The sequence below is a fragment of the Pseudoalteromonas sp. G5_S1_54_S4 genome (assembly GCF_054968565.1).
The window spans coordinates 82223-95938 of record NZ_JBQKUL010000008.1; the positions used below are offsets into that span (position 1 = coordinate 82223).

Genomic DNA, 13716 nt, shown 5'->3' on the forward strand with positions numbered 1-13716 from the left:
GCCCGCTTTATAAAATACTTTGCCGAACCCCGAACCCCGAACCCCGAACCACGAACCCCGAACCCCGAACCCCGAACCCCGAACCCCGAACCCCGAACCCCGAACCCCGAACCCCGAACCCCGAACCCCGAACCCCGAACCCCGAGGCTATAAATCAGCCATCACTGGTAATCGTAGCAATCAGCTCACTCAATACTTCTTCGGCTTTGCTGGTTTCTACTTGGCAAGTGCCGGCATTTAAATGGCCGCCGCCGCCGTATTTAAGGCATAACTCGCCAACATTAGTATTTGAGCTGCGGTTGGTGATTGATTTACCAATGGCGTACACCACGTTTTGCTTTTTAAGCCCCCACATTTTATGAATTGAAATATTACACTCGGGGAACATGGCGTAAATAACAAAGCGGTTAGTGGCGTAAATGGTTTCTTCTTCGGTTAAATTAAGGACCACTAAGTTGTCGTGTACTGATGAGCAGCGGTCTATTTGCTCTTTAGCTTGTGCGTTGTGCTCGTGATATAAAGCAACACGCTCGGCAACATCTTCCATTGCTAGTATTTGTTCTATGCTGTGATCTTTACAGGCGTCAATTAGCTTCATCATTAACTGGTAATTAGAAATTTTGAATTCACGAAAACGACCAAGCCCTGTGCGCGCATCCATAATAAAGTTCATCAGTACCCAATCAGTTGGGTTTAAAATTTCATCTTTTGAAAATTGTGCAGAATCCCCTTTATCGACCGCTTCCATCATGTCAGTTGAAATATTAGGGAATTTCTCTGCACCGCCATAATAGTCGTATACAACGCGTGCTGCAGAGGGCGCATCTGGGTCAATAATGTGGTTTTTAATATCGCTTTCGTTACGAACGGTTTCACTCAAGTGGTGATCAAATGCAATATGACAACCGGCAACATAGGGGAGGTTAGTGGTAATGTCGTTGCTGGTAATGGCTATTTTACCGTCTTGCATGTCTTTTGGATGCACAAATAAAATATCGTCGATTAAATCTAAATCTTTAAGTAATACGGCACACACTAGGCCGTCAAAATCGCTTCGAGTGACAAGTCTATATTTATTATTGCTCATTTTCGGTCCATTTTTGTTTGTTTATTAATCTGATTGTAGCAGTTTAAACTCCATTTTATATACCAGTTTTTAACATAAAAAAAGCCAAAACAATGGTTTTGGCTTTGAGTAGCAAGTGTGTATTAGTGATGTGTTATGCGCCTGGGCCACATTCCATACAATGGTTAAGAATGTCTGGGCCAAATTTTAATTTAGCGTTTAAATCACGCAGTGCAGTGCGTAGACCTTCTTCAATAACAGGGTGATAAAAAGGCATATCTAGCATTTGTGGTACAGTCATTTTGTTTTGTACAGCCCATGCAAGTAAGTGTGCTATGTGCTCTGCTTGTGGGCCAATAAATTCAGCACCTAAAAATAAGCCGGTACCGTGCTCGGCATACACACGCATGTGCCCTTTGTTTTTTAGCATAACGCGGCTACGGCCTTGGTTTTCAAAGCTGACTTCGCCTATTTCAAAGCAGTCACAGCTTCCTAATCGTTCGCTAATTTCTTTAAAGCTTTCACCAACCATGGCTATTTGTGGGTCGCTAAACACAGCGGCAATTTTAGCTCTACGTAAACCAGCACGCACTTGAGGATAACGGCCTGCGTTTTGCCCTGCGATTGTTCCTTGATCGGATGCTTCGTGAAGCAGTGGGATCATGTTACTGGCATCACCGGCTATAAATATGTGTGAGTCGCCACATTGCATAGTATGGGCATCGGCCGTTGGTACGCCACGTTCATCGAGGTCTATGCCGGTGTTTTCTAACCCTAGTTTATCTGTGTTTGGTACTCGCCCTGTTGCAGCCAGCACGTAGTCAAATTGTTCAGTGTGTTTAATGCCTTGTTTGTTGGTGTAGGTGAGCTCTGCTTTATTACCAACTTTTTTCATGTCTGATACGTTTGAGTCGGTATCAACATAAAATTCTTCTGCAAATACGGTATTAGCGTAATCTTTAACTACTGGGTCGGTTAATGGACCTATGGCACCACCTACACCAAATAGTTTTACCTTTACACCCAATCTGTGTAACGCTTGGCCAATTTCAAGGCCTATAACACCTGGGCCAAATACGGCTACTGATTCTGGTAAATCATCCCAGTCGAATACATCGTCATTTATAATCAGTCGGTCGCCAAAGTTATTAAATACGCCTGGGTAAGAAGGGCGTGAACCCGTTGCAATTACAAAGCGTTTGGCAGTAATAATGGTGTGGTCGTCTATTTGTACGCGGTTGGCGTCTAAAAATTGTGCATAGCCACGAATTTTATCTTCGCTAGGTATTTCATCTACCGCTTCTACTACGAATCCTGCAAAGCGATCGCGCTCACTTTTTACTCGTGCCATAACGGCTTTACCGTCAATAACCGGTTTTGAGCTGTGAACACCAAAGGCAGGGGCCATTTCTATTGAATGGGCGGCTTCTGCTGCGGCAATCAATAATTTACTTGGCATGCAACCAACACGTGCGCAGGTTGTACCGTATGGGCCTGATTCAATCATAAGTACGTTTTGAGTAAATTGTTTAGCATTACGATAGGCACTTAAACCAGCGGTACCTGCACCTATAACAACAACGTCGGTTTGCAATTCTTTCATAGTGTTTATCCTTTAGTAAACAGGGGCATTGCGCCCCTGTTTTATTTACTTAATTAAGCAAAGTATTTTTCTAGGTCGTCTGAGCCACCAATGTGCTTACCGCCTATAAATACTTGTGGTACGGTTTCACGGCCCGATACCGCTTTAAGGCTGGTAAGTGATGCGCCAGCACCCATTACAATTTCTTCAAAAGCAAAGCCTTTAGCTGTAAGTAGCTCTTTTGCTTTTTTACAGAAAGGACAGCCTGGTTTAGTAAATAGAGTAACCGCTTCTGGTTTTACTTGAGTTGGGTTGATGTAATCAAGCATAGTGTCAGCGTCTGATACTTCAAATGGGTCGCCTGGTAAATCTGGCTCAATAAACATTTTCTCTACTACGCCATCTTTAACCAGCATAGAGTATCTCCAGCTGCGCTTGCCAAAACCTAAATCGTTTTTATCAACTAACATGCCCATGCCGTCGGTAAACTCACCGTTACCATCTGGTAGTAAGGTAATGTTTTGCGCTTCTTGATGTTCAGCCCATGCGTTCATTACAAAGGTATCGTTTACTGATACACAAACAATGTCATCAACGCCATTTTGCTTAAGTACGCCAGCTAGTTCGTTATAGCGTGGTAAGTGCGTTGATGAACACGTAGGTGTAAATGCACCTGGTAGTGAAAATACAACAACCGTTTTACCTTTAAAAATGTCGTCTGTAGTTACTGATTTCCATTCGTCGTTTTGACGCGTTGCGAATGTTACGTTTGGGATTGTTTGACCTTCAATATTGTTTAACATGTTTTTTAGTTCCTCTTGATTTGTTGATAGCCATTATGGCGAGTATTTAAATATAGTTCCAATCGTTTGTTTGTATTAAACTGATAGATGTAAACTATCAGGTTGAGTGTGAATATGAACTTAAAAGATTTAGAGTATGTCAAAGCGGTTGCCCACTATAAGCATTTTCGTAAAGCGGCCGATGCCTGTTTTGTGAGCCAGCCTACTTTAAGCGGGCAAATTAAAAAGCTTGAGCAAGAATTGGGTGTTATTATTTTTGATCGCTCTACCAAGCACGTTACCTTAACTGCCAAAGGTGAACGTTTATTGACACAAATAGCTGTCGTTCTAGAGCAAACACAAATATTAAAAGAGCTGGCAGCAACATCTAATGAACCACTGCAGGGCAAGCTTACCATTGGTATTATTCCAACGATTGCGCCTTATTTATTACCTACGCTACTAACATCAATGAAAGCAGCGTTTATAAACAGCCAGTTTTCGTTTATTGAAATGCAAACAACCACTATTTTAGCTGCGCTAGAAAGTGGTGAAGTCGACTTTGCAATTTTAGCGGATGTACCTGAACTTAAAAGTTACCATACCATTGATTTATATAAAGAAGACTTTTTAGTTGCCGTATCAAGCGATAACGTATTGTGTAAGCATAAAAAAGTGGCACTGCAAGACCTGCAAGGTTGCAACCTATTAATGTTAAGTGATGGCCATTGCTTTAAAGATCAAGCCCAGCAATTTTGTTTTTCGGCAGGAGTCGATGTTTCCAGCCAGTATCAAGGAAATAGCCTTGAGACTTTATTAGCGCTGGTGGCGATGGATGATGGAATTACATTTGTGCCAAAACTTGCAGCAATACCACGAGTGGGTATTCATTATTTGCCTATTTTTCCTAATCAACAACGTAATATTGTGTTTGCATGCAGAAAGCATTACCCGCACTTATCTGGGGTTGAGCAATTGGCTCAGTGGTTAAGCGCCCACTCTAATTTAAGGGCTAAACTAAGCGAGGCGCTTTAGCATTTTACATGCGGCTATTGCTCGGCAATTTCTACAATGTCATTAATTTGTACGCCCGGCAAAGGCTGATCATTAATACTAACGGCAATAGCGCTGTGCTGATAAAGCTGTTCAATTCGTATACGGTTAAGTGTAGTGATGGTATGCGGCATAGTGTTGCCTTGTGCGTCGGTTAAATAATTATGATGGGCAATACTCAGTTGTTGGCCTTTTTCTAAGCCATGAGCCTTACCTAAATTAATCACTAATTTATTGTTTTCCATATGCATTATTTTACCTTGAGTAGGTAGACAGGCCATGGCAGCTTGTAGGTCGTAACTTAAGGTTTGGTTTATATCACTAATGCTTTGGCCAAAAGGTGATTGCCAAAACCGATTACTATTTACATCAATAATGGCTGTTTTTTCAAATGGCCAAATTGCTTGGCTTTGATAGCTATTTTGCCATAAAGGCTCATAAGTGGTGCCATTAAATAAGCTAAACTCTATTTGGTAGTGGCGCTGATAGCTTTCATCTTGCCAAAACGCATAGTCGCTATTGAGTTTATCGCTGGTAGATAAACTGGTTATTTGACTTAACAGCACATATTGCGCGTTGCTGCGTGATGAAATTTCTTCTAACTGACTGTTTGAATAGTCATGCTGTTGATTAAAGTAGGTATCAACCTTTATAGCTTTGTTGAAATAGGCAACGGGTATTGCACTCATTTTTGATTTTTGCAACGAGGTATAAATGTTTTTACTGACTGCTTTGTTAATGTCAAATATTTGACCCATTCTCGCTTGTTCACGATTTGTTAATTGGCTTTGCGTGACGGCTATAAACTTATTAAAGTTACTTTGTGGACATTGCTCTGTTTGCGCAAAGATATCTAAGCGTAAGGTAATTGCAAACTCATCACTACTGCGATTTTCACTGACAAGCTCTATTTTTTGAATTTCGCCTTGGCTACTTATTTTTAGCTGATCTTGGGTTAAAACACCATCAACAAGTGTTTGCACGGAGCTCACCCGCGCACCAGAGAATACAAGGGCTTGGGTAATCGCATCTTTTATTGCAGCGGCCTTTGCACCGGGAATGTCGCTATTTTGAATAACCGCATGGCCTGTAGACTCATACCACTGAGCGTGGGTAAAAGGTGAAAACGTTAATACAGCAGTGGTGCTTAATCCTGCCAATACTGCTTTTAAAAACGACTTCATACTCTTACTCCAATTAAACGTTAGCGTTAATGAGTCTCAGCAAGTAATGTACCACTATTATTTGTTGTTACAGAATATATGTATCACTGGCATTAAACATGCATAACTGAGTTTAATTAGTTTTTAAAGGCCCTGTATGATGCGAGTAATGCCATTAATGATCACATTAGGCTGCTTAACGTTAAGCGGTTGTAGCAATATATTTGATAAGCACGTTGAATATAAATATGTTGAGCCAAATAATTACCCTGTATTAAAAGCAATAGGGTACGCGCCCATTAGTTTGCAGTCGGGAAGTAATGACACTCAAAAACAGCTTATGGCAATTAAAGCCTCCAAGCTAGAAGCATACCGCGAACTAACGGAACAAGTGTACGGGCAAAAAATTACCGCAGGCACAACCGTCGCAGGCTCTGTTGCCCAAGATGATTATTTACAAAGCAAAGTACAAGGTATTATAAAAGGCGCGCAAATTATAAAAACTTATGCTGTTAATGATATGTATATTACTGAGCTTGAGCTTAATATGAAGCGCGTACACGACTTGTACATCGGTGAGATAAAACCACGGGAAGTGAAAAAAGTCACTTATTACTAACCGACAAATTATTACTCATAAAAAAACGCCTAAACGAATAATCGTTTAGGCGTTTTTTTATGAGTATTCTTTAGGCTTTTAGGTTACGCACAATGCTGTTGTCAGTATTAACTACGCTACCGGCTTGATCGTAGGTCATAGACGAAGGTGCGCCAATTAAAATACCCTTTAATTGCTTTACACTTAACTGCGCCTGGTGCGCTGCATGAGCGTTAACTTCATTTTGTTTTTGACACTGCTCAAGCTTTTCTCGAGTTAGCTTTATTAAGTCAGCGTTTTCATCTGTTTGCTGATCATTACTGGCAATAAGTTTGCTGAGTTCTTTATCAAGGGTGCTTATACTGGTTAAAAAAGACATTTTTTGTTGGGCAATTTCTTTTAAACCTTCACCTCTTCGAGATGCAATCGCTGTAAGCTCCTGAGTGAGTAACTCGCTCAGTTTTGTTAAGCAAGTAATTTGCTCATTTAGTTTAATTGTAATTAAACTATTGTGATCAGCCATAAACGTTAAACTCAAAGTCTGCTAGATTTTTGGCAAGCTTCTCACTGTCGATTTGATAATTACCTTCAGTAATCGCTTTTTTAAGCTCAGCAACTTTGTTGCTATCAAAACCAGAAGACTGCTGCGCTTTCTCTTGTAACGATTTTAATTGCTTAGCTTGCGGTGTTAAGCTCACCGAATCGCTGGCAGCTTTAGGTGAAGGCGTTTGTGCCGCCTGTGTATTTGCATTATCTCTTTTTAAATCAACTTTTTGCTGTTGAGTGTTTGTTAAAACACTCGGTTGTTGATTTGATTTATTTACTTGACCGACCATAATAAAAATCCGTATATTGCCCAACTGATGCCTTTATATCGGCATTTATTAAAGATACTTTAGCATAAATTTATATTAAATATTTACTTGCACAGACTCTACACCATCTACACGCGCATTTAAAACTTTACCTGTCTTTTGGTTTTCTACTCTTACTTGCTCGCCCAAGGTGCCATCCTCTAATGCAATACCCGTCGTTTTTACTCTTAACCCTTTGATATTAGCATAAATTGTAACAGAATCACCTTTGCACACCATACATATTTGATTAAGTAAAACGGGCATTCCTTCACGGATGTTGCGTTTGCTACGACTACCAATAAGAGCCGTTGTATCTTCAAGGTACTGCGCTCTGATAAAGTGTGCAGGGCGCATATCAATACTTAAATGGGATGGAGTAATCACTTCACCTCGTGCTAAATTGGTAGTTGCAACTACAACAGGTGCTGATTCAGTGATTCTGACATGAACGTACTGTGCCCAGTTGTCACTATCGTTACATTTTATTTGAATAGTGACTTGGCGATTAAAGGGAGGCTCACTTGGCGTTATTAGCTCAGGCTCAGAATTACATTGGCGATCGGGAATGCGGCTATCTAGCGGTAATGCGCTAAACTGTATTTTGTTATCATTTGTAGTCACTGCTTTTTGAGCAACATAAGATACAGCCATTTCTTGCAATAACTCTTTACTAAATACTTGTGCCTTTAGTGGCAAAGCGAAGCAGAGGCTAGCAAGAAAATAAAAAACACTGTATCTTCTGGTTTTTTTTAACAAACTCATAATGTTTCGACTATGCTTATGGTTGCAAACAGGGTATAAATATTTTGCGTCAGAATTTAGACGCCCCCGTTGTGTTATGACGCTTTATTAATTGAAAGCAATTATCGTTCCTTATATTTGTTTTCTTAGGAGATTTAAATGGCCGGCATTTTAGACTCAGTAAACCAACGTACACAGTTGGTTGGGCAAAACCGCTTGGAATTATTGTTATTTAAGCTTAATGGGCGTCAGCGCTTTGGTATTAATGTGTTCAAGGTAAGAGAAGTTCTTCAATGCCCTCCATTGACTAGCATGCCGAAATCTAACACTTATATCCGTGGCGTAGCACATATTCGTGGGCAAACTATTTCGGTGATTGATTTATCTATGGCCGTAGGCGGGCGCCCAATAAAAAGCATCGAAGATGGCTTTATAATAATTGCTGAGTATAACCGTACAGTGCAAGGATTCTTAGTAGGTGGTGTTGAACGTATAGTTAACATGAACTGGGAAAAAATAATGCCACCGCCGTCAGGAGCGGGTCGTTATTCTTATTTAACAGCCGTCACTGAAATTGAAAATGAGCTCGTTGAGATACTCGACGTAGAAAAAATCTTAAACGAAATCTGCCCAGTTAATACTACCGTGAGCGATGATGTTGCCTCGCAAGGTAATATACAAAAAGATTTAGGCGAGAGAATAGTATTTATTGCTGATGATTCGGCTGTTGCGCGAAATCAAGTAAAACGAGCATTGGAACCATTAGGTGTAACAACTGAGTTGGCTAAAAATGGTAAAGAAGCTTTAATAAGATTAAAAGAAATTGCAGAGCTCGATTGCGTAAATGATATTACAGAGCGAGTAGGGCTACTCATTTCTGATGTAGAAATGCCAGAAATGGATGGTTACACGCTGACTGCAGAAATCAAAGCTAATCCTAAACTTGCGCCACTACATGTGATTTTACACACATCATTGAGTGGTGTTTTCAATCAAGCGATGATTGAAAAAGTAGGAGCAGATGATTTTATTGCAAAATTTAACCCAGACGAGCTTGCAACAGCCGTTAATAAATGGGTTCATCGTGATTAATAAACATAGGTGTTATTGATTTGACTAATAAAGATTTGCAGCAAAACGAATACGATCAATTTCGCTTATTTTTAGAACAACAGTGCGGTATTGTTTTAGGTGAAAATAAGCAGTATTTGGTAAAGAGCCGTTTGGCACCATTAATGTCTCGATTTAATGTTGAATCGTTGTCTGAATTGGTAAGTAAAACTCTCGGTGTGCATGAGCGCCAGTTGCGCGCAGCCGTTGTTGATGCCATGACAACCAATGAGACATTGTGGTTTAGAGATCAATATCCGTTTGAGTTACTTAAAACCAGATTATTCCCTGAGTTTAAAACGTTAAATAGGCCATTAAAAATATGGTCTGCGGCGAGCTCATCAGGACAAGAACCCTACTCAATAGCGATGTCGGTTGCTGAGTTTCAATCCAGCAGCCCTGGTGTTTTAAAAATGGGTGCACAAATAATTGGTACAGATATATCAAATACCATGCTTGATATGTGTAAACATGCTGAATATGATGCATTGGCATTGGCTCGCGGACTCTCTGCTGAACGTCGTAAAAAGTTTTTTAAAGACAGCGGCAATGGTATGGCACAAGTGGTTGATTCATTGAAAAAGCAAGTGAGCTTTAGGCATTTAAATTTGCTCGATTCGTACGCTTTAATGGGTAAGTTCGATATTATATTTTGCCGTAATGTTTTAATTTACTTTTCACCTGAGGTGAAAGCCAAAATAATTGCACAATTCTCTCAAGCACTTAACCCTAAGGGGTATTTATTTTTAGGTGCGTCGGAGTCTATGTCTGGTTTAAGTACTGACTTTGATATGGTGCGTTGTAACCCTGGTATCATTTATCAAAAGAAATGACCTTCATTAATATATTATCCCTCCTCTAAACGACGCCTATTGCGTCGTTTTTTGTTTTTATCATCACTATTTTCACTGCTGGCTCATTTATTGCTTTATCGGTACTGAGTCAATTTTTTGGAGGTAGTTATGGCTATCAGTTTTGATAAAGCATTAGGCGTGCATCCGCATGCGATGTTGATCCGTTCGCAAAGAGCAGAAATGCTCGCTACTAATATCGCAAATGCTGATACGCCCGGCTATAAAGCAAAAGATATCGACTTTGCCTCAGCATTAAAAACGGCAAAGTCCAACCAACTAAGCGGCAATACCATGGTAAGAACCAATGAAAAACACATTGCCGGTGGTACCCGTAGTGTAGGTAGTAATGAACTATTTCGTACGCCAAATCAAACAGATACAGGTGATGGCAACTCTGTTGATATACAAGTGGAACGGAACTTGTATACACAGAATGCTATGGAGTATCAGGCCAGTGTCCAGTTTCTTAATGGTAAATTTAAAGGCCTAAAAAAAGCCCTCGGTAGTCAAGGAGCCTAATTATGAGTTTATATAATGTGTTTGATATTGCTGGTTCAGGTATGAGCGCGCAAAACGTGCGATTAAATACCACGGCAAGTAATATCTCTAACGCCAATACAATTAGCTCTTCGCAAAATGAGACGTACCGAGCGCGACAACCTGTATTTGCTGCGGAGCTTACAAAAGCGTCAGCGTCAGCAAGCAACCCACAGGGCTCTGCCGTTGGTGTAAAAGTGTTAGGAGTGGTTGAAAGTAATAAACCACTACAAATCGAATATAACCCAAATCACCCGAGTGCGGATGAAAATGGATATATTTACAAACCCAACGTGAATGTTGTGGAGGAGATGGCAAATATGATTTCTGCTTCTCGCTCTTATCAGACAAATGTTCAAGTTGCTGATGCAGCTAAGCAAATGTTAAGTAAAACACTGCTGTTAGGTCAGCGGTAACTGAGGGTAGCTCATGAGTAACGATATTAGTACTTCTTCATCCTACATGGACTCTTTACGTTGGCAAGATAAGCAAGTGCCAAAAAAAGAAGAGAGTGATGCGTTAACCCAAGAAGATTTCTTTTCGTTGTTAACACAGCAGTTGTCATATCAAGATCCCAGCAAACCAGCTGATAACGATCAGATGATTGCACAAATGACAAACTTTACCATGGCTGAAGGGATCTCAAATTTAAACTCTAACTTTGAGTCTTTAGCCGCGTCGATGACATCAAATTCGGCATTGCAAGCATCAACACTGGTAGGCAAACAAGCTTTGTTGGAGTCGGATACACTGGAGCTTAATGAGTCGGGTGAATCAAGAGGTTCTGTTGTAGCTGAAAAGCCAGTCGATAGTTTAATGATCCGCATTGAAGATGCATCCGGGCAGTTGGTTAAAACTATAGATTTAGGCACTCAGCCTGCAGGAGCCATCCGTTTTGCATGGGATGGTAAAAATGAAGCGGGTGAACGGCTACCACCTGGTGAATACAACATCAAAGCAGAGGGTAGTACAAATGGGGAATTTTCAAGCCTCCCATTAGCTACATTCAAAAATATTGAAAGTGTTAATATTAACGGCTCAAGCGGCATTATTATTAATACTAAAGAAGGTGCGGTTAGGCTGACTGATGTCGCAGAAATCGCGTAATAGATTTTATGTATTTTTTAGCCAATAGGCTAAATATTTTTTAGGTTAGAGGTTAATTATGAGCTTCAATATTGCATTAACAGGCCTTGCTGCCGCACAAAAAGATTTAGATGTTACCGCCAATAACATTGCCAACGTAAATACCACGGGCTTTAAAGAGTCTCGCGCCGAGTTTGCTGATGTATACGCATCATCAGTATTTAGCGCCGGTAAAACAAAAAATGGTGATGGTGTGCAAACCACCATGGTTGCCCAGCAGTTTCATCAGGGCTCGCTGCAGTTTACTAATAATTCACTGGATTTAGCGATCACAGGTGAGGGGTATTTTGCTACCAGTCAAGACTTAGGCGCACAAGACTTTACCTACACGCGTGCGGGTGCATTTAAGCTTAATAAAGATAACTTTGTTGTAGATGCTAAAGGTAATTTTTTACAAAGCTTCCCAGTTGATGAAGTTAGTGGTGATACGACCTCTGTAAGTCTTAGTACTTCATCTGCTTTACAAATACCAGATTCTTCGGGCTCTCCGCGCTCTACTTCAAACGTTTATACATCATTTAACGTCGATTCTCGAGAAGATGTAATAGCTGTCCCTTTTGATGCAACAGACAGTACTACTTATAACTCTTCGACATCGACCACAATGTATGACTCACTTGGTGAGCCACATGTTCTACAATTCTTTTTTGTAAAAACAGCGCCTAATGAATGGCAAGTACATGGTACGCTTGACAAAACTCCCTTTGATGCAACTGGTGCCGCGACAGCAACACCAAGCCCGCTAAGTACCTTTGGGTTTGATGCTAGCGGTTTGCCTGCAACGACTAATGGTGCTCCAAATGTTGGTCCAACCTTTACTGATGTTAATTTAACCGGAGCTAATTTATCGGGTATTTTATCTAATGGCGCCCAATTTGATGATATTGCGATTAATTGGCGCGATGAGGCCGGTACTGCAAATAGAACGCCTACTCAATATGCGAGTCGCTTTGAGGTGAAAGCACTAGAGCAAGATGGTGCGACAGTAGGTCGCTTAGCGGGTATTGATATTGGTACAGATGGAAAAGTTGTTGCATCTTACAGTAATGGTGATTCAACTTACTTAGGTCAAGTTGCCATGGTGCGCTTTTCAAACTCACAAGGTTTGCAGCAAGTAGGTGACACTTCATGGAAAAAAAGTTTGACCTCGGGGGAACCAATTGCGGGTGAGCCAGGTTCAGGCACACTAGGCAACATTAATTCGTCAGCTCTTGAGCAGTCTAACGTAAACTTAACCAATGAGCTGGTTGATTTGATTAGTGCGCAGCGTAACTTCCAAGCAAACTCTCGTGCGCTTGAGGTTAACTCAACTATTCAACAGAACATCCTTCAGATCAGATAATCATATTTTGATTTACTAAGGCTGCTTAGTGCAGCCTTTTTTATTCCTCTCCTAAAATCTTATTCACACTTAAATTTAATTTGGCACTTATATTGCATTTACTCATACATAGATTTCTTAATGAGTCGATGTTATGGATAAAATGGTCTACATAGCGGCATCTGGCGCTAAACAAAGCATGCAAGGGCTTGCTCTTAAAGCCAATAATTTGGCAAATGCGAATACCACTGGGTTTAAATCTGATTTTTCGCAAGCACGGTCAATGCAGGCTTTCGGTGAAGGTTTGCCGACTCGTGTTTTTGCTATGCAGGAGCGCCCAGGATCTAACATGACATCGGGCGGTGTTGTCGAAACAGGTCGCAGCCTTGATATTGCTATGAGTGATAATGCATGGCTGAGTGTTCAGGATGCCTCCGGTAATGAAGCCTATACAAAAGTGGGTTCGTTAAATATAACGGCTGAAGGAATGTTGACTACCAGCGACGGTCGTCAAGTTATTGGCGAAGGTGGGCCAGTCATATTACCTGTACCGATTGAAAAAATTGAATTTAGCAAAGATGGCACTATTCAAGTTCGCCCTCAAGGTGCACCGGCTAACTTTTTAGAAGAAGTTGATCGGCTAAAAGTGGTTGATGCAAACAACGCTACACTCGAGAAGGGTAACGATGGCTTATTTAGAGCTAAACCAGGCCAAATAGTTGAAACATCAGCCAATGTACAAGTATTAGGTGGCACATTAGAAAAATCGAATGTAAATCCTGTGCATGAAATGGTCGATATGATCAGTCATCAACGCCAATTTGAATTACAAGTAAAACTGATGAAAACAGCTGAAGAGATTGATCAACGTCAAGAACAGCTGATGCGCATCGTTTAACTATAACG

At 40.7% G+C, this 13716-nt stretch carries 16 protein-coding genes; 9 read left to right on the plus strand and 7 right to left on the minus strand.

Annotation, left to right across the window (positions count from 1 at the left end):
* Window positions 1-154: 154 nt before the first annotated feature.
* From ACTRWE_RS05460 to ACTRWE_RS05470, 3 genes are all read right to left on the minus strand, one after another.
* Window positions 155-1087, minus strand: coding sequence for an exopolyphosphatase (locus ACTRWE_RS05460; RefSeq protein WP_462879606.1), 933 nt, complete (start codon window positions 1085-1087; stop codon window positions 155-157).
* Between the two features lie 133 nt (window positions 1088-1220).
* Window positions 1221-2669, minus strand: a complete 1449-nt coding sequence (locus ACTRWE_RS05465) for a dihydrolipoyl dehydrogenase (protein WP_128583554.1) — start codon at window positions 2667-2669, stop codon at window positions 1221-1223.
* Between the two features lie 53 nt (window positions 2670-2722).
* Window positions 2723-3451 carry a glutathione peroxidase gene (locus ACTRWE_RS05470; protein WP_008466566.1) on the minus strand — a complete coding sequence of 243 codons (729 nt, stop codon included), beginning with the start codon at window positions 3449-3451 and terminating at the stop codon, window positions 2723-2725.
* Window positions 3452-3565: 114 nt separating this feature from the next.
* On the opposite strand from ACTRWE_RS05470, the gene ACTRWE_RS05475 reads away from it, so the two are divergent.
* Window positions 3566-4465, plus strand: a complete 900-nt coding sequence (locus tag ACTRWE_RS05475; RefSeq protein WP_462879607.1) for a LysR substrate-binding domain-containing protein — start codon at window positions 3566-3568, stop codon at window positions 4463-4465.
* Window positions 4466-4479: 14 nt separating this feature from the next.
* On the opposite strand, the gene ACTRWE_RS05480 is transcribed toward ACTRWE_RS05475, so the two are convergent.
* Window positions 4480-5667 carry a flagellar assembly protein T N-terminal domain-containing protein gene (locus tag ACTRWE_RS05480; RefSeq protein ID WP_013465600.1) on the minus strand — a complete coding sequence of 396 codons (1188 nt, stop codon included), beginning with the start codon at window positions 5665-5667 and terminating at the stop codon, window positions 4480-4482.
* Between the two features lie 139 nt (window positions 5668-5806).
* Between ACTRWE_RS05480 and ACTRWE_RS05485 the strand changes: the two genes are divergently transcribed.
* A complete protein-coding gene (locus ACTRWE_RS05485; protein ID WP_010387855.1) occupies window positions 5807-6265 on the plus strand; it encodes an LPP20 family lipoprotein in 459 nt (152 codons plus the stop codon).
* Between the two features lie 70 nt (window positions 6266-6335).
* Here the strand turns inward: ACTRWE_RS05485 and flgN are convergent, their stop codons facing one another.
* The 3 genes from flgN to flgA form a co-directional block, all read right to left on the minus strand.
* Window positions 6336-6767, minus strand: a complete 432-nt coding sequence (gene flgN, locus ACTRWE_RS05490) for a flagellar export chaperone FlgN (protein WP_013465599.1) — start codon at window positions 6765-6767, stop codon at window positions 6336-6338.
* Complete coding sequence (gene flgM / locus ACTRWE_RS05495) at window positions 6760-7080, minus strand: flagellar biosynthesis anti-sigma factor FlgM (RefSeq protein WP_013465598.1); 321 nt, start codon at window positions 7078-7080, stop codon at window positions 6760-6762. Before flgM ends, flgN begins: the two co-directional genes overlap by 8 nt.
* 75 nt (window positions 7081-7155) lie before the next feature.
* A complete protein-coding gene (gene flgA / locus ACTRWE_RS05500) occupies window positions 7156-7863 on the minus strand; it encodes a flagellar basal body P-ring formation chaperone FlgA (RefSeq protein WP_462879608.1) in 708 nt (235 codons plus the stop codon).
* A 138-nt stretch (window positions 7864-8001) separates the two neighbouring features.
* Here flgA and ACTRWE_RS05505 point away from each other — a divergent pair, with 138 nt between their 5' ends.
* From ACTRWE_RS05505 to ACTRWE_RS05535, 7 genes are all read left to right on the plus strand, one after another.
* Window positions 8002-8934 (plus strand): chemotaxis protein, encoded by a 933-nt coding sequence (locus ACTRWE_RS05505; RefSeq protein ID WP_013465596.1) that lies wholly within the window; start codon window positions 8002-8004, stop codon window positions 8932-8934.
* A 20-nt stretch (window positions 8935-8954) separates the two neighbouring features.
* Entirely contained in the window at window positions 8955-9785 is an 831-nt protein-coding gene (locus ACTRWE_RS05510; protein WP_013465595.1) for a CheR family methyltransferase, read from the plus strand.
* A gap of 129 nt (window positions 9786-9914) precedes the next feature.
* Window positions 9915-10325, plus strand: coding sequence for a flagellar basal body rod protein FlgB (gene flgB / locus ACTRWE_RS05515; RefSeq protein WP_013465594.1), 411 nt, complete (start codon window positions 9915-9917; stop codon window positions 10323-10325).
* 2 nt (window positions 10326-10327) lie between these two features.
* A complete protein-coding gene (gene flgC / locus ACTRWE_RS05520; RefSeq protein WP_013465593.1) occupies window positions 10328-10759 on the plus strand; it encodes a flagellar basal body rod protein FlgC in 432 nt (143 codons plus the stop codon).
* Window positions 10760-10772: 13 nt separating this feature from the next.
* On the plus strand, window positions 10773-11450 hold the full coding sequence (locus ACTRWE_RS05525) for a flagellar hook assembly protein FlgD (protein ID WP_024602009.1): 678 nt from the start codon (window positions 10773-10775) through the stop codon (window positions 11448-11450).
* Between the two features lie 58 nt (window positions 11451-11508).
* The gene (flgE, locus tag ACTRWE_RS05530) at window positions 11509-12831 is read left to right on the plus strand and encodes a flagellar hook protein FlgE (RefSeq protein WP_024602010.1); all 1323 of its coding nucleotides are present in this window, start codon (window positions 11509-11511) and stop codon (window positions 12829-12831) included.
* A gap of 133 nt (window positions 12832-12964) precedes the next feature.
* Window positions 12965-13708 (plus strand): flagellar basal body rod protein FlgF, encoded by a 744-nt coding sequence (locus ACTRWE_RS05535; protein ID WP_008113072.1) that lies wholly within the window; start codon window positions 12965-12967, stop codon window positions 13706-13708.
* The last annotated feature ends 8 nt before the right edge of the window (window positions 13709-13716 follow it).